The 16,865-nt window shown below is 65.8% G+C and carries 14 protein-coding genes; 11 read left to right on the top strand and 3 right to left on the bottom strand.

What is annotated here, in order from left to right:
- The first annotated feature begins 124 nt into the window (after positions 1–124).
- Genes fliF through ACODS4_RS03430 form a run of 10 tightly spaced genes read left to right on the top strand, consistent with a single transcriptional unit; the run spans position 125 to position 11,789 of the window.
- Complete coding sequence (gene fliF, locus ACODS4_RS03475; protein ID WP_488860755.1) at positions 125–1,786, top strand: flagellar basal-body MS-ring/collar protein FliF; 1,662 nt, start codon at positions 125–127, stop codon at positions 1,784–1,786.
- Positions 1,787–1,827: 41 nt separating this feature from the next.
- A complete protein-coding gene (locus ACODS4_RS03470) occupies positions 1,828–2,595 on the top strand; it encodes a FliH/SctL family protein (RefSeq protein WP_488860753.1) in 768 nt (255 codons plus the stop codon).
- A gap of 33 nt (positions 2,596–2,628) precedes the next feature.
- Positions 2,629–2,943 (top strand): flagellar motor switch protein FliN, encoded by a 315-nt coding sequence (gene fliN, locus ACODS4_RS03465; RefSeq protein WP_488860751.1) that lies wholly within the window; start codon positions 2,629–2,631, stop codon positions 2,941–2,943.
- Complete coding sequence (locus ACODS4_RS03460) at positions 2,943–3,905, top strand: motility protein A (RefSeq protein WP_488860749.1); 963 nt, start codon at positions 2,943–2,945, stop codon at positions 3,903–3,905. Before fliN ends, ACODS4_RS03460 begins: the two co-directional genes overlap by 1 nt.
- Before the next feature lie 4 nt (positions 3,906–3,909).
- Positions 3,910–5,436: a sigma-54 interaction domain-containing protein gene (locus ACODS4_RS03455; RefSeq protein WP_488860747.1), complete on the top strand. Its 1,527-nt coding sequence runs from the start codon at positions 3,910–3,912 to the stop codon at positions 5,434–5,436.
- Positions 5,437–5,465: 29 nt separating this feature from the next.
- Positions 5,466–7,646 (top strand): flagellar biosynthesis protein FlhA, encoded by a 2,181-nt coding sequence (gene flhA / locus ACODS4_RS03450; protein WP_488860746.1) that lies wholly within the window; start codon positions 5,466–5,468, stop codon positions 7,644–7,646.
- Between the two features lie 45 nt (positions 7,647–7,691).
- Positions 7,692–8,786 carry a flagellar biosynthesis protein FlhF gene (locus ACODS4_RS03445; protein ID WP_488860744.1) on the top strand — a complete coding sequence of 365 codons (1,095 nt, stop codon included), beginning with the start codon at positions 7,692–7,694 and terminating at the stop codon, positions 8,784–8,786.
- Positions 8,783–9,583, top strand: coding sequence for a MinD/ParA family protein (locus ACODS4_RS03440; RefSeq protein WP_298379577.1), 801 nt, complete (start codon positions 8,783–8,785; stop codon positions 9,581–9,583). The genes ACODS4_RS03445 and ACODS4_RS03440 overlap by 4 nt, the downstream gene beginning before the upstream one ends.
- Before the next feature lie 8 nt (positions 9,584–9,591).
- Entirely contained in the window at positions 9,592–11,439 is a 1,848-nt protein-coding gene (locus tag ACODS4_RS03435; RefSeq protein ID WP_488860741.1) for a hypothetical protein, read from the top strand.
- Positions 11,436–11,789, top strand: a complete 354-nt coding sequence (locus tag ACODS4_RS03430) for a hypothetical protein (protein ID WP_488860739.1) — start codon at positions 11,436–11,438, stop codon at positions 11,787–11,789. Before ACODS4_RS03435 ends, ACODS4_RS03430 begins: the two co-directional genes overlap by 4 nt.
- A 59-nt stretch (positions 11,790–11,848) precedes the next feature.
- Here ACODS4_RS03430 and pgmG read toward each other — a convergent pair whose 3' ends face one another.
- The 3 genes from pgmG to galU form a co-directional block, all read right to left on the bottom strand.
- A complete protein-coding gene (gene pgmG, locus ACODS4_RS03425; protein WP_488860737.1) occupies positions 11,849–13,252 on the bottom strand; it encodes a phosphoglucomutase/phosphomannomutase PgmG in 1,404 nt (467 codons plus the stop codon).
- A 29-nt stretch (positions 13,253–13,281) separates the two neighbouring features.
- A complete protein-coding gene (locus ACODS4_RS03420; protein ID WP_488860735.1) occupies positions 13,282–14,622 on the bottom strand; it encodes a UDP-glucose dehydrogenase family protein in 1,341 nt (446 codons plus the stop codon).
- Between the two features lie 122 nt (positions 14,623–14,744).
- The gene (gene galU, locus ACODS4_RS03415) at positions 14,745–15,614 is read right to left on the bottom strand and encodes a UTP--glucose-1-phosphate uridylyltransferase GalU (RefSeq protein WP_488860733.1); all 870 of its coding nucleotides are present in this window, start codon (positions 15,612–15,614) and stop codon (positions 14,745–14,747) included.
- A 215-nt stretch (positions 15,615–15,829) separates the two neighbouring features.
- Here galU and ACODS4_RS03410 point away from each other — a divergent pair, with 215 nt between their 5' ends.
- Positions 15,830–16,579: an RluA family pseudouridine synthase gene (locus ACODS4_RS03410; protein ID WP_488860731.1), complete on the top strand. Its 750-nt coding sequence runs from the start codon at positions 15,830–15,832 to the stop codon at positions 16,577–16,579.
- Positions 16,580–16,865 lie beyond the last annotated feature (286 nt).

The following is a 16,865-nucleotide window of genomic DNA, read 5'->3' as shown; positions in this document are numbered from 1 at the left end:
AGACGCTCCAGCATGATCCTTTGATGCATGGGATCGGCGCGGAACTTGCAAACATCGTGTTCGCGATTGCGGAACGGATGGATGGGGTGAGGATGCCGGGACGGATTCCGATTGGGGATGGCGCGTGAACAACCTGTTGCAGACCTTGCGCAATCTCGGCCCCGCGCGCCTTGCGGCGATCGGCGGCGTCGGCCTGCTGCTGATCGGCTTTTTCGTCTATCTGACGACGCGCCTGTCCACGCCCGAGATGGAGCTGCTGTACGCCGAACTCCAGCCCAGCGAAGCGGCGGCCATCGCGAAGAGTCTGGAAGCGTCCAAAATCCCCTTCACCGTGGACAAGACCGGCACAAGGATCACCGTTCCCGCCGATCAGGTTGGCCCGGTGCGCATGAAGATGGCGGCCCAGGGCCTGCCGTCCGGCGGGTCGGTCGGTTACGAGCTGTTCGACAAGTCGGAAGGCTTCGGCGCCACCAGTTTCATGCAGAACATCAACCACCTGCGCGCGCTGGAAGGCGAGATGGCGCGCACGGTGCAGACGTTGAACGGCGTTCAGCAGGCCCGCGTCCATCTGGTGCTGCCCAAGCGCGAACTGTTCGCCCGCCAGCAGAATCCGGCGACCGCCAGCGTCTTCTTGAAGCTGCGGCCCGGCGCGCAATTGTCGCGTGAAAATATCCAGGCGATCCAACAATTGATCGCGGCGTCGGTTCCCAACCTTGACCCCGGTCGGATCTCGATCGTCGATGACAAGGGCAAGCTGTTGGCGCGCGGCACCGGCAGCGACACGCCCGACGCCATGATGGCGAACGCCGACGAGAAGAAGCAGGCCTATGAAACCCGCCTGGCCCGCATCGTCGAGGATTTGTTGGGCCGCACGCTGGGCTACGGCAAGGTCCGGGCCGAGGTGTCGGCGGATCTGGATTTCGACCGAATCACGACGAATTCGGAAATCTTCGACCCAGAAAGCCAAGTCGTCCGTTCGACCCAGACGGTCAACGAATCGAACGAAAGCAGCGACCGCGACCCGCTGGCCCCGGTGACGGTCGATCAAAATCTGCCGACCGCCCAGTCGGGCAACACCAGCGGGCCGCTGTCGTCGAACAAGTCCAGTCGCGCCGAAGAAACGATCAATTACGAGATCACCAAGACCTCCAAATCCCACGTCCGGGAAAGCGGACAGGTCCGCCGCCTGTCGGTCGCCGTTCTGGTGGACGGCGCCTATCAGATGTCAAAGGACAACCAGCCCGTCTATCAACCGCGCACCGAGCAGGAGGTGGAGAGCATCAAGGCGCTCGTCCGCTCCGCCGTCGGTCTCGACCCGGTGCGCGGCGACACGCTGGAAGTCATCAACATGCGCTTCTGGACCCCGGAAGACGACATGCCGAAGCCTGAAGACCTGTTCATGGGTCTGGGCAAGGACGACGTGTTCCGCATCGCCGAAATGGTGGTTCTCGGCATCGTCGCCGTCCTCATCATCCTTCTGGTCATCCGTCCGCTGATTTCCCGCGCGTTTGAACGCGCGGACATGCAGGAGGACGACGAGATGGACCGGCTGCTGACCGATCAGGCCGGCATGCCCGCCGCGCTGGCCGCGCCGACCGGCGCGCTGGCCCAGGATCTGGCGCTGGAGGCCGCCCAAGCCGACGAAGAGTTGGAGCAGATGATCGACATCAACCGCGTCGAGGGCCGCGTGCGCGCCTCTTCGCTGCGCAAGGTTGGCGAGATCGTCGACAAACACCCGGAAGAAGCGGTCTCGATCCTGCGCAACTGGTTGTATCAGGAGAGCTGAGCGATGACGTTCATTTTTCCTGAAGCCTGGACGGTTCGGCCATGAGCGTCCGCAAATTCCTGTTTGACGAATCCTTCGACGTGGACGCGGTTCCGCGCATGTCCCACGCTGAGGATGACGAGTATCTGCCGGAACCAGAACTTCCGAAGGAGCCGGAGCCCCCCCCGCCCCCGCCGCCGCCAACCTTCAGCGAAGCCGAGTTGGAGGCCGCGCGCGCGCAAGGCCACGCCGAAGGCTTCGCCGCCGGCAAGTCGGAGGGCACCGCCGCCGGTTACGGCAAGGGCTTTGGCGAGGGCATGGTCGCCGGGCAGAACACCGGCTATGAGCGCGGCAAGACCGAAATCGAGGCGACGGTCAACGCCCGCATCGCCAACGCGCTGGACCAGATCAGCAACGGAGTCGCCCATCTGCTGGCCGAGCGCGAGGCGACCAACGCCATGCGGTCCGACCAGCCCATCTATCTGGCCTTGGCCATCGTCCGCAAGCTGATGCCCGAATGGGCGCGGCGCGGCGGCATGGTGGAGGTGGAGGCCATGGTGCGCGCCTGCCTGACCGATTTGATCGACGAACCGCGTCTGGTGATCCGCGTCGCCGAGGACACCATTGATCTGGTCCGCGATCATCTCGACCAAACGGTCGGGTCGCGCGGTTTTGGGGCAAAGCTGATGGTGGTTGGCGATTCCACCGTCGCCCCCGGCGGCTGCCGGATCGAATGGGCCGACGGCGGCGTGGAGCGCGACACCGCCCAACTGATGGCGGAAATCGAGCGCTGCGCCGGGCGCCTGCTGGAGGCTCCGGTCCCCGTCTAAAGGGGGTCGGAAACGAGGAGGTCAGAGACCGTTATGCCAAGCGACAATTTCTCGCTGAACGACCTGAACGCCGGTGACGGCGACGATTACGGATCCGGCGTCGCCAAGGATCTGGAAGCCGTCTACGACATCCCGGTTCAGATCTCGGCGGTGCTGGGCAAATCGACCATGCAGGTCGCCCAATTGCTGAAGCTGGGTCGTGGCGCCGTGGTTGAGCTGGACCGCAAGGTTGGCGAGGCCATCGACATCTACGTCAACAACCGTCTCGTCGCCCGTGGCGAGGTCGTGGTGGTGGAGGATCGGCTGGGCGTGACCATGACGGAAATCATCAAGTCGGATCGGGGCTGATGGCCAACGCCTCCGACGCCGCCGCAACGCCGGGCGCGCCCCGCGCCAAACCGCCGCCGAAGCCGGACGCCCGGACCGAGGCGCGGTCCGCCGACTCGCGCGCGGAATCGCCCCCGGCCAAGACGACGGCTCCCGCCGCCCCGGCGCGGAGCGTGCGGTTGCGCGGTGGTTTCGACGTGGCGACCCTGGTCGGCCTGTCGGCGGCGGCGGCGGTGATCCTGATCGCCATCACCTCGGGCGGGTCTTTGCGCGCCTTCGTCGATCCGCCCTCGCTGATGATCGTGCTGGGCGGCACGCTGGCGGTGACGACGGCCTCCTTCTCGCTGGGCGACGTCGCCGTCGCCTGGAAGAACGCCGCCGCCGTGCTGATCCACCAGACGCTCGACCCCAAGGGCGTGGCGCGTCAGGTCCTGCTGCTGGCGGAAGCCGCGCGGCGGGCTGGCCCGGAAACCTTGAAGAACGTGCTGCCCGAGTTGCGCGCCGAACCGTTTCTTCACCGCAGCGTGACGCTCATCACTGAAGGCTTGCCGCCCGATGTGATGGAACGGATGCTGACGGGCGAGGTCGAAGCCTCGGCGGGCGGGCATGGCAAAAGCGCGGGCGTGCTGCGCCGCGCCTCGGAAGTCGCCCCGGCGATGGGGCTGATCGGCACGCTGGTCGGTCTGGTCCAGATGCTGGGCAGCCTGAACGATCCCTCGGCCATCGGCCCGGCCATGGCGCTGGCGCTGCTGACCACCTTTTACGGAGCGGTTCTTGGCAACGTCGTTCTCGCCCCGCTCGCCGCGAAGGTCGAGCGGGCGGCGGAGGATGACGCCCTGGTCAAGACTCTCTACACGATCGGCGCCGTTTCCATCGCGCGCCAAGAAAATCCCCGGCGTCTGGAGATGCTCCTGAACGCCGTTCTGCCGCCTGGAAAGCGGATCCAATATTTCGACCGGGAAGCCCCGAGAGTGGGAGCGTAACGCCATGCGTCTGCTGATCGTTGGAACGTTGGAAGGCTACATCACCGCCGCTGGCAAGATCGCCATGAAGCGGGGGGCCAAGGTGTCGCACACCGACAGCATCGAGGGGGCGCTCAACGCCTTGCGCGCCGCTGCCGGGGCCGATCTGGTGATGATCGACGTCAAACTCGACGTCGCCGTCTTCATCGACAGCCTGAAGGCCGAACGGATCACCATCCCGGTGGTCGCCTGCGGCATCGGCACCGACGCCGCCGCCGCCGTGCGCGCCATCCGCGCGGGCGCCAAGGAGTATCTGCCGCTGCCCCCCAACGCCGAGTTGATCGCGGCGGTGTTGGAAGCGGTGGCCGAGGAAAGCCACTCCATCGTCTGTTCCGATCCGGCGATGCTGGCGACGCTGCGGCTGGCCGATCAAGTGGCGCCCAGCGACGCCTCGGTCATGATTACCGGCGAGAGCGGCACCGGCAAGGAGCTGATGGCTCGCTACATCCACCGCAAGAGCCGACGGGCGAACGAACCGTTCGTCGCGGTGAACTGCGCCGCCATCCCGGAAAATCTTCTGGAATCCGAACTGTTCGGTCACGAGAAGGGCGCCTTCACCGGCGCCGTCGCCCGACGGCTCGGCAAGTTCGAGGAGGCCAACAACGGCACTCTGCTGCTCGACGAATTGTCGGAAATGCATCCGCGTCTTCAGGCCAAACTGTTGCGCGCGATCCAGGAAAAGGAAATCGACCGCATCGGCTCGGCCCAGCCGGTCAAGATCAACGTCCGCATCCTCGCCACCTCCAACCGCAATCTGGAAGCGGAAGTGCGGTCGGGCAATTTCCGCGAGGATTTGTATTTCCGCCTGAACGTCTTCGCCGTCGCCATTCCGGCCTTGCGCGAACGCCCGGCCGACATTCCGATGATCGCCGAGCATTTCCTGAAGAAATACGCCGAGGCGAACGGGCTGGGCGACAAGCGTCTGACCGAAGACGCCCTGCTGATGCTGAAGGCCCATCATTGGCGCGGCAACGTGCGCGAGCTGGAAAACACCATGCACCGCGCCGTCCTGCTGTCGCGCGGGGAAGAGGTCGGGCCGGAAGCCATCATGCTGACCAGCCAGATGCTGGCCCCGGAAGGCGGCGCGCAGGCGTCGATCCCAGCCAACTCGCCGGTCGCCAACCCCTTCGCCGGGCCGGGGGGAACGGTTCCCGCCGCCATCCCGTCGGCCTTGCAACCGACCACGCCGCCGCTGGTCATCGCCCCGCCCGCCGCCTTGCCGACCAGCTATGGACCGAAGGGGGCCAAGGGGCCGGGCTATGGAAACGGCAATGGCGGCGGCACGACGCTCCAGGCGCTGATCGGGCGCACGGTCGCCGACGTCGAGCGCGACCTGATTCTGGAAACCCTGACCCATTGCCTGGGCAACCGCACCCACGCCGCGAACATCCTGGGCATTTCCATCCGCACGCTGCGCAACAAGCTGAAGCAGTATGGCGACGAGGGGCGCCCCGTCGCCGCGCCGGGCAACGAAGAACGGGCGACGGCTTGACCCGTGATTGAGCGTTGGAGCGGCACAGCATGGCCTTGACCGAACACAACCCCGGCGGCCCCGGCGGTGGCGGCGGAAGCGGCAACATGGCCGCGTTCGGCGAGATGTTCCAGGTCGCCAAGACGTCGCTGAAACGCGGCGACGTCATCATGGCGATGGGGATCATGATGATCGTCATCGGCCTCATCATGCCGTTGCCGTCGCTTCTGCTCGACATGATGCTGGGCATCAGCGTCACCGTCTCGATCCTCATCCTGATGGTGACGCTGTTCATCGTCAAACCGCTCGATCTGTCCTCCTATCCGACCATTTTGTTGATTACGACGCTGTTGCGGCTGTCGTTGAACATGGCCTCGACCCGTCTGATCCTGACGCACGGTCACGAAGGCACCAGCGCCGCCGGGCACGTCATCGAGGCGTTCGCCAATTTCGTGATGGGCGGCGACTTCATCATCGGCGTGATCGTCTACGGCATTCTGACCATTGTGAATTTCAAGGTCATCACCGCCGGTTCGGGCCGCATCGCCGAAGTGGCGGCGCGTTTCACCTTGGACGCCATGCCCGGCAAGCAGATGGCCATCGACGCCGATTTGTCGGCGGGCATGATCGACGAATCCACCGCCCGCGCGCGCCGCAAGGAATTGGAAGACGAAAGCGCCTTCTTCGGCTCCATGGACGGCGCGTCGAAATTCGTCAAGGGCGACGCGGTCGCCGGTCTGATGATTATGTTCATCAACATCATCGGCGGCGTGTCCATCGCCGTGGTCCGGCACGGCATGCCGGTGATGGAGGCCTTGGACACCTTCACCAAGCTGACCATCGGCGACGGTTTGGTCTCGCAGATTCCGGCGCTGGTCATCTCGATTTCCTCCGGCTTTCTGGTGTCGAAGGCCGGCGCCGGCGGTTCGACCGACAAGGCCGTGGTCGGCCAGTTGACCGGCCACAGCTCCGCGCTCGCCCTGTCGGCGGGCGCGATCCTGGTTTTGGCGCTGCTGCCCGGCATGCCGATGCTGACCTTCGTGCCGATCATCGCGCTGGTCGGCGGCGCGGCCTATTACCTGCCGAAGATGCGCGCCAAACAGGAGGCCGAAGAGGCCCAGCGGGCGGCGGAGGAAGCGTCGGCGGCCAGCGCGCCCGGCGGCTTGGGGCCGGGCGGCGCGCAAATGGCCGACGAACCCATCGCCACGGCGCTGGCCATCGACCTCATCCGGTTGGAGCTTGGCTATGGCCTGCTGTCGCTCATCAACCAACCGCAGGCGGGCAGCCACCGGCTGACCGATCAGATCAAGGGCTTGCGGCGGCAGATCGCGGGCGAGGTCGGCTTCGTCATGCCCGCCGTCCGCATCCAGGACAATCTGCAACTGCCGCCCAACACCTACATCATCCGCATCAAGGAGATCGAGGCCGGGCGTGGCGACATCCGCCCCACCATGCTGCTGGTCATGGATCCGCGCGGCGACGCCATGAGCCTGCCCGGCGAAACCACGGTGGAGCCGACCTTTGGCCTGCCCGCGATCTGGATCGAACCCGGCTATCGCGAAGAGGCGCTGTTCAAGGGCTACACCGTCGTCGATCCCTCGACCGTGGTGACGACCCATCTGACCGAGCTTATCAAGGACAACATGCCCGAACTGTTGTCCTTCACCGAAACGCAAAAGCTGCTGGATGAAACCGACAAGGATCACCAAAAGCTGATCGCCGACGTGGTGCCGAATCAGATCACTGTGGGCGGATTGCAACGGGTGTTGCAGAATCTCCTTGCCGAACGCGTTTCGATCCGGGATCTTCCCACCATCTTGGAAGGGGTATCCGAAGCGGCCAGCCAGACGCGCAGCATCACCCAGATCACCGAGCATGTGCGGTCACGCCTCGCCCGGCAGATTTGCGACACGAACACGAACGAGATGGGCTTCATCCCGCTCGTCACCCTGTCCCCTGAATGGGAGCAGGCGTTCGCGGAGTCGCTGGTGGGCGACGGCGACGACCGGCAGTTGACGATGGCTCCGTCCAAGTTGCAGCAGTTCATCACCTCCGTCCGTCAAACTTTCGAGCGACACGCCATGATGGGCGAGAGCCCCGTCCTGTTGACCAGCCCGCTGATTCGTCCCTTCGTCCGCTCGATCGTCGAGCGGTTCCGACCGACGACCGTGGTCATGTCGCAGAACGAGATTCACCCCAAGGCGCGGATCAAGACCCTGGGGCAGATCTGACATGGCGCCATCCGCTCTTCCTCTGACTGATCGAAGGCTCCGCCGATGCGGCTGAAGTCCTTCCACGCGAAAACCATGTCCGACGCCATGCGGATGGTGCGCCAGTCTCTGGGCGACGAAGCCATCATCGTGGCCACGCGTGAGGAGGAAGGCGGCGGCGTTCGCGTCACCGCCGCCGTCGAAGAAGACGACATGCCGGTCGCGCAGGAGCGCAACCGCCAGCCCAGCAAACCGGCAAAGCCGGTCGAACCCGAAATCGACGTGGGCGAGGCGGTGGCCGACGCCCTGCACCGCCACGGCGTTCCCGCCGCGCTGGCCGAACAGTTGATCGACGCGGCGTCCGGTCTGGACACCGACGATCCTTGTTTGGCGCTGGGGTCGGCGCTCGATTCCATGTACAGCTTCAACCCGCTGCCCGATGGCCGCTCAGCGGTCAAGCCGCTGGTGCTGGTCGGCCCGCCGGGCACCGGCAAGACCCTGATCGTCGCCAAACTCGCCGCCCGCGCGGTGTTTAAAAAGCGGTCGGTCGGCGTCATCACCACCGACACGGTGCGCGCAGGCGGCGTTGACCAGCTTGCGGCTTTCACCCGCCTGATGAAATTGAAGCTGGCGACCGTCGAGGATCCCGACGCGCTGGCCGGCGCCTATGAGGTTCACCGCAAGACCGATCTGGTTCTGGTGGACACCGCCGGACGGAATCCCTTCAGCGAAGAGGACATGGACGATCTGCGCGCCCTGCTGTCGGCGGGCGAGGTCGAGCCGGTGCTGGTTCTGCCCGCCGGGCTGGACGCGTTGGAGGCGTCGGACATCGCGCTGGCTTTCAAGGCCCTCGGCGTGCGCCGCCTGCTGGTGACGCGGCTGGACATCACCCGGCGGTTGGGCAGCCTGCTGGCCATCGCCAACCGGGCGCGTCTGTCCTTCTGCGACGCCAGCGTGTCGTCCAAGGTCGCCGAGGGGCTGACCACGCTCAATCCAATGTCGCTCGCCCGTATGATTATTCCCCCCGCCGAAAAGGCGGAGGCGGAGGCGGAGGAGCGGGAGACGGCTCCAGCCCCGCGCAACAAGCCCGCCGCAAGACCCACCAAGCCCGCAACCAAGGCAAAAGCCGCCAGTTCGCCTGCGTCGAGGACTCTGCCATGACCGATCCGGTGTTCCCGGCCGCCCTTAAGAACGTTCGCCCGCTGCGCGGCGTCAACGTGATCGCCGTGGCCAGCGGAAAGGGCGGCGTCGGCAAGACGTGGTTTTCCATCACGCTCAGCCACGCCCTGACCAAGGCGGGGATGAACACGCTGCTGTTCGACGGCGATTTGGGCCTCGCCAACGTCGACATTCAGCTTGGTTTCTCGCCGAAAAACGATCTGGGCGCCGTCATCAACGGCGAGGTCACGCTCGCCAAGGCCGCCCAACGCTTCCCCGACACCGGATTCGACATCATCGCCGGGCGGTCTGGATCGGGCACGCTGGCGCAATTGCCCAGCCAACGCCTGTCCAGCCTGCGCAACGATTTGCTGGAGCTGGCCAAGGATTATGACCGGGTGGTCATGGACATGGGGGCGGGCGTGGACCGCACGGTGCGCACCCTGTCCGGCCCGGCGGGCGTCACGCTGGTGGTGACGACGGACGAGCCGACCTCGCTGACCGACGCCTACGCCTTCATCAAGCTGACCCACGCCACCAACCCGGCGGCGGATCTGCGGATCGTCGTCAACATGGCGCAGAGCGTGAAGGATGGCGAACGGACCTACGGCACCATCCTGAAAGCCTGTCAGAATTTCCTGAAATACAAGCCGTCGCTGGCCGGAATCATCCGCCGGGATCTGAAGGTGCGCGACGCCATTCGCAACCAAACGCCGCTGCTGACCCGCTCGCCCGCCAGCGACGCCGCCCGCGACGTGGAGGCCATCGTGCAGCGGCTTCTCGCCAACGCTCCCACCTGACGGCGGCGATGGGCGGGGCCATCCCACCGCCGGTCACACCGGCTGTTTCAACGGCGGGAACAAGCCCAGCCACTCCCCCAGCCACGCCGGTCGCCGAGGCGGCGGTGGCCAAGCTGCCCGACCGGCTTCAGGACATCAGCCGCCCGGTGGTGCTGACCGGCACCGTGGCCGGTGAAACGCCCGAAGGACTGACCCGAATCCGCACCGCCGCTGGCGAGGTGCTGCTCGACAGCCCGACCCCGCTGCCGGTGGACAAGCCGGTGACGCTGCAAATCACGCCGGGATCAACCCAGGGACAACAGACCAAGCCAACCGCGCTCATCCTGCTGCAAAGCCTTGCGACGCCAGGCGCCGCTGGATCGGCGAGCGGAGCGTCGTCGCCGACCATTGGCGGTTCCCAACCCCCCAGCGTCATTTTGCCGACGCCCACGGCGACTCCCGCCGTTCCAACCTTGCCGATGTTGACCGTTGGAACCGTGGTTCCGGCGCTGGTGTTGGCGGCGGCGACCTCGACGCGACCGCCGACCGCCAGCGGCGCCGCCGCGCCCAACCAGCCCACCCTTCCCGGCTCCACCACCGCCGCGCCGTCGGTCGGAAGTGGACCGGCGACGGCTGCCCCTGCGGGTGGGACGGCGACGCAAGCGCCTGCCTCCGGGGCGGCGGCCAGCCCGTCCACCAGCGCGCCCTTGCCCTCGGCCCCGATGCCGGACGCTTCGGTCGAGTTGGGCGGGGACGCCGCCCATCCCGGCGCGGAGACGCCCACGCTGAAGCCAACCAATCCCGACGCCCGCCCAGAGGCCCCGGACCTGCCGCGCGGGGCGACGGTCGCCTTAAAAATCCTGACCGTCACCCTGCCCCAAGCCAACCAGCCGAACCTGCCGCCCGACGCCGGGCAAGGGCAGGCCCGGCAGCCGGGCGGTCAAGGGGGGCAAGGGGATCTAACCGACGGCGGTCAACGTCCCACCACCGATGGCAGCACCGCTGATTTGGCCCCCGACACGCCCATTTTGCGCGGCACCGTGGCCGGAAGCACGCCGCAGGGTCAGCCGATTCTGGCGACCAAACAAGGCATGCTGGCGCTGAACGTCCCGGCCAGCTTGCCGCAAGGCTCCACCGTGACCGCCGCGCTGACCGATCTGGCCCGCGCCACCCAAGCCGCCGCCCCTCCCGGCGGCGATCCGTTGGCGCCGATGAGCGAGCGGGATTGGCCCGCGTTGCGGCTGGCGATGGCGGCTCTGCTCAACAGCGATCCGGCGGCGGCCCGCGCGCTGCAAGCGACCATGCCGCAGCCAAACCGCAAGCTGACGGCGGCCCTCAGCTTCTTCATGGCGGCGATCCAAGGCGGCGACGCGCGGAGCTGGCTGGGCGAGGACGCGACAAGCGCGCTGGAAAAATCTGGCCGCCGGGATCTGTTGGCCCAGCTTGAAAAGGATTTTGAGAGCGTCAAGCAACAGGCCGCCGAACCACTGCCCGGCGACTGGCGGCCCTACACCCTGCCGATGATGGACGCCAACGGCGTCAAGCCCATCCATGTCTACGTCCACCCTCTGAAGGGCGATGAGGAGGGGGGCGAAGGCAAGGAAAAGGCCAAGCCTGGCAGCCGCTTCCTGATCGACGTGGAGATGAGCCGTCTTGGCCCGATGCAGTTGGATGGGCTGGTGCGCCCAAACCATTTCGACCTGATTCTGCGCAGCCACGCCGGGTTGCCGCCCGATCTGCGCGTTCAATTGATTCAGGTCTTCGCCGACAGCGTCCGCGCCGTGGGGTACAGCGGTGGGCTGTCCTTCCAATCCGGGGCGAAAAGCTGGGTCAAGCTGACCCGCGCCGGACGGGCCGGGTTGGGGGTTTCGGCGTGAGGCGGGAGTCGCTGACTACAACGCCGTCGCCCGACAGCCGTCATGACTTTCTGGTGGAGCTGCGCGGCGAGCCAATCCCCGGCACGCGGCTGACCATCCGTCTTGTGCCCGACCGGCTGGTTTTGGAGGTCGCCGGACTCGCCCGCTATCTGGCCGAACCGCCGAACGACGCAGCCAGCCCGGAATCCCTGGCCATGGCCGTGCTCGACGACCTGAACAACGAGCTGGTGCCGCGCTGGGTCGAGGTGACGGTGGAACGCGCCGCGCCGCTGCCCCATCGGGTGGTCATCGAAGACCGGCAACCCAACTGGGACAACCCACAACTGATGGCGCGGTTGCGCCGCCTGTAACGAAACGGCCCGCCCCTTGGAAGAGGCGGGCCGTTTGTTTTGCAATCAGCAAACGCCGATCAGTGGGCCGTGCCGCCGCCCTCGAAAGAGGGGGCTTCCAGGCCCGACGCCAGCAACTGTTCGATCAACGCGCTTTTCAGACGCTCCAAGCCTTCATGAGTGAAGGATTCGGCGCGGGCGACCAGCACGTCCTGGGTGTTGGAGGCGCGCAGCAACCACCAGCCGTCCGGGGTGCTGACCCGCACGCCGTCGATGTCGTTGACGTTGGCGCCCGCCGCCTTCAACCGTTCCTTGACCTCGTCCACCACCGCGAACTTGCGCTCCTCGCTGGTCTGGAAGCGGGTTTCCGGGGTGTTAATCATGTCGGGCAGGCCGTCGCGCAACGTGGCCAAGGTCGTGCCCAGCTTGCTGACCAGACCGACCAGACGAACGCCGCAATAGAGCGCGTCGTCAAAGCCGTACCATTTGTCGGCGAAGAAGATGTGACCCGACATTTCACCGGCCAGCGGCGATCCGGTTTCCGCCATCTTCGCCTTCAACAGCGAATGGCCGGTCTTCCACATCAGCGGCACGCCGCCATGCTTGGCGATCTCGTCGAACAGGGCTTGGCTGGCCTTGACGTCGGCGATGATGGTGGCGCCGGGGTGGCTCTTCAAAACGTCGGCGGCGTAGAGCGCGACCAGTTGGTCGCCCCACACCACGCGGCCCAGATGGTCGATGGCGCCGATGCGGTCGCCGTCGCCGTCAAAGCCGATGCCAAGGTCGCAGCCATGATCGGCCACCGCCTTCTTCAGATCGACGAGGTTCTTTTCCACCGTCGGATCGGGGTGGTGGTTGGGGAAATTGCCGTCGATCTCATCGAACAGCAGGACGTGCTTGCCCGGCAGCTTGGCGGTCAGACGGCGCAGGATCTCGCCCGACGCGCCGTTGCCCGAATCCCAAGCGATGGTCAGATCGCGGAGGCCGTCGTAATCCTTCAGCAGGCGGGCGACATACTCGTCCTGAACGTCGATCTTTTCGGAGGAGCCTTCGCCCTGCTCCCAATCGGCGGCGGCGGCGAGCGCGCCAAGCTCCAGAATCTGTTGACCGTAGACCGGCCCCTTGCCCAGCATCATCTTGATGCCGTTGTAATCGGGCGGGTTGTGCGAGCCGGTAATCATGATGCCGGCCGCCGCCTCGCGGTCGCGGGTGGCGAAATACAGCATTGGCGTCGGGCCAAGGCCGATGCGCAGGACATGCAGGCCGGTGGACATCAGCCCTTCGACCAGCGCCTCTTCCAACGCGGGCGAGGAGAGACGACCGTCATAGCCGACGCAGACGGTCTTGCCGCCCTTGCGCACAACCACGGTGCCAAAGGAACGACCGACGGCCAGCGCGTCGGCGGGATTCAGCGTCGTGCCGACGATGCCGCGAATGTCGTATTCACGCAGGACGGTGGAATGGAAAATATGGGCTTCGCTCATGCTGTTTTTCCTCCGTTGGGCGCCGTCGTTCAAGCGGTCGTGTTGGCCGGGCTTTTGGTCGACGCGGCGGGCCGACCAATCGAGCTGTAGACGAAGCCAGCCTGGGCCATGTCGTCCGGGTTGTAAATGTTGCGCAAGTCCACCATGACCGGCGCCGTCAACAGCGCCTTGACGCGCCGCAGATCCAGCGCCCGGAACTCGTTCCATTCCGTCAGAATGGCGACGCAATCCGCGCCGTCCAGGGCGCTGTAGGCGTCCTTGGCCCAGACCACGCCGGGCAACAGCTTTTCCGCCTCGTGCATCGCCGCCGGGTCATAGGCGCGCACCGTCGCGCCCGCCGCCTGAAGGGCCGGAACGATGTCCAGCGACGGGCTGTCGCGCATGTCGTCGGTGTTCGGTTTGAAGGCGACGCCCAGAACGGCGATGGTCTTGCCGGTCACGTCGCCGCCGCAAGCGGCGATGACGCGCTGGGCCATCTGCTTCTTGCGCTTGTCGTTGATGTCGACGACCGTCTCGATGATGCGCAGCGGGCTGCCGACCTGCTGGGCGGTGCGCACCAACGCCAGCGTGTCCTTGGGGAAACAGGAGCCGCCGTAGCCGGGACCAGGGTGCAGGAATTTCTTGCCGATGCGGCCGTCCAACCCGATGCCGCGCGCCACGTCATGGACGTTGGCCCCGACCTTTTCGCAGAGATCGGCGATCTCGTTGATGAAGGTGATCTTGGCGGCGAGGAAGGTGTTGGCGGCGTATTTCGTCAGCTCCGCCGTTTCCAGCGACGTGACGACGATGGGCGTCTCAATCAGGTAAAGCGGGCGGTACAATTGCCGCATCACCTCGCCCGCGCGATCCGAACTGGCGCCGATGACGACGCGGTCGGGCCGCATGAAATCGCTGATGGCCGAGCCTTCGCGCAAAAATTCCGGGTTGGACGCGACGTCGAACTCGGCGTTCGGCGCGACCTTGCGGATGATCGCCTCGACCTCCCGACCAGTGCCGACCGGCACGGTCGATTTGGTGACGACCACCGTGTAATGGTCCAGGTTCTGTGCGATCTCTTCCGCCGCGCCGTACACATAGGACAGGTCGGCGTGCCCGTCGCCCCGGCGCGACGGCGTGCCGACGGCGATGAACACGGCGTCAACGCCCTCCATCGCCTCTTTCAGATCCAAGGTGAAGGACAGGCGACCGGCGGCGACGTTGCGGGCGACCAGATCGTCAAGGCCCGGCTCATAAATTGGGATTTCGCCGCGCTTCAGCCGCTCGATCTTCTCCGCGTCCTTGTCGACGCAGGTGACGTGAACGCCAAACTCCGAAAAACAGGCGCCGGACACCAAGCCGACATAGCCCGTGCCGATCATCGCGATGCGCATCGTGTGCCCCTTGTCTCTTCCATCATGCGGCGTTCGTCGGTCAACCCGTCGCAACACAAACACCCGCCGCCGTCCGGGTCAACGAACGGCGGCGGGTGTATGTTTCCAACAATTTCCGTGGATCAGCAATATTTCCGCAGCATCTCACGCACCTTGTCGGCCATGTCGGGCCGCTTCAGCGCGTAGGCGACGGTCGCCTCGATGAAGCCGACCTTGTCGCCGCAGTCAAAACGCGTGCCTTCAAAGCGCAGGCCGTGGAAGGGTTGGTTGCCGATCAGCTTGGCCATCGCGTCGGTCAACTGGATTTCGTTGCCCGCGCCGCGCTGCTGCAACTCCAGATGCTCGAAAATTTCCGGCTGGAGGATGTAGCGACCGATGATCGACAGGGTCGACGGCGCGTCCTCCGGCTTGGGCTTTTCGACCAGACCGCGCACGGTGGCCAGACGGCCATCGTCCTTTTCGACGTCAAGAATGCCATAGCGGCTGGTGTGTTCGCGCGGCACATCGACGACGGCGACGATGTTGCCGCCCACCTCGTCATAGGCCTCGACCATCTGTTTCAGGCAGGGCGTGTTTCCCTGCACGAAATCGTCGGGCAGCACGATGGCGAAGGGGTCGTTGCCGATCACCGCGCGGGCGCACCACACCGCGTGGCCCAGACCCAGCGGAACCTGCTGACGGGTGTAGAAGCAGCGACCCGGCGCGATCTCGCTGTGCCGCACCTCTTCCAGGGCGTCGAGCTTGCCGCGCTCCTCAAGGGTGCGGTTCAGTTCGGTGTCGGCGTCAAAATGGTCTTCGATGGCGCGCTTGGAACGGCCCGTGACGAACACGAAATCCTCGATGCCAGCCGCCCGCGCCTCTTCCACGGCGTGCTGCAACAGCGGGCGATCGACCAAAGGCAACATTTCCTTCGGGATCGCCTTGGTGGCGGGCAGGAAGCGCGTGCCGAGACCGGCGACGGGGAACACCACCTTGCGCACGGGTTTTCGCATTGAGGTTCTCTTATCGTTGAAACATGTCGTTCATAGATCGGAAACCGACCAGCTTGGCGCCAGCGCCGCCGTTCCGTCGGCTTTCTGCCACGCCTTGGCATCCTGCGCAACAAACCTTCCAGACCAGCGCGCGCCGTCACCTTGTCATGATGAACACCGACGCGGGGCGATTATTCCGAACCTTCCACAGAACCGCGACACCGTGCCGCCCCGCCATGGCTTCGCCCTTGCGCGCCCGGCGGGAGCTGGTCCATGTTGCGGCCATGACGCCCACCCTGACCCCCGACTCGCTGCGCGCCCGCGTGCTGCATGAAGACCCTTGGCTGTTCGTGATCGACAAGCCCGCCGGGCTGGCCGTTCACAAATCCGGGCGCATCGTCGATCATCTCGAACTGTATCTGCCCGCCTTGGCCGACGCCGACGGCGCGCCGCCAAAGCTTGCTCATCGCCTGGACCGCGACACCGCCGGTTGCCTGATTTTGGGTCGCACCCTGTGGTCGCTGAAACGGCTGGGCGCCATGTTCGCCGCCGGTCACGTCGCCAAGACCTATTGGGCGGTGGCCGATGGCGTGCCGGACACGCCGCAGGGGGTGATCGACCTGCCGCTGCTGAAGATCACGGAGCCGGGAGCGTGGAACATTCTGCCCGACCCGACCGGCCAGCCAGCGATCACCGAATACCGGGTGCTGGGCGTTGACGAGGAACGGCGGCGCTCCTGGTTGGAGCTGACGCCGCGCACCGGACGCACCCACCAGCTTCGCGTTCATTGCGCCGCCATCGGCTGCCCGCTGATTGGCGAACCATTTTACGGACCGGAACGCATCCCGCCGGGAAATTTGCATCTGGTGGCTCGGTCCGTCGCCTTTCAACTGGCCCATCAATATCCGCCAGTGACGGCTGTGGCCCCGCCGCCGTCTCACATGGTCGAGGCGCTCGCCGCCTGCGGCTGGCAAGCGTCCACGTAACGCAGGCGAAGGGCGCGCGGACCGCGCTTCAGCGGAAGCGCCAGAGTTTCGGCTGCGGTGTGGGGCTTGTTGGGCGGCGGGGGCGACGCAACGGTGGTTCCGCCCAATCCGCCAGCCGCAAAAACACCGTCAACAATGCGTAGAGCAGAAAAAACGCGACAATGGCCGAAGCCAACGGCTGGGCCACGACGACGCTCAACAACGCGTGGCCGTCCTGCGCCATTGGAAACGCTGTGTTTGGAATTGGTTCGGTCATGCCACGAACCTCCCACAGATAGATAATTTG

The sequence above is a fragment of the Azospirillum sp. FG154 genome (assembly GCF_057809575.1).
Note: the sequence above shows the minus strand (reverse complement) of the source record. Positions and strands in the feature narration are given on the sequence as shown.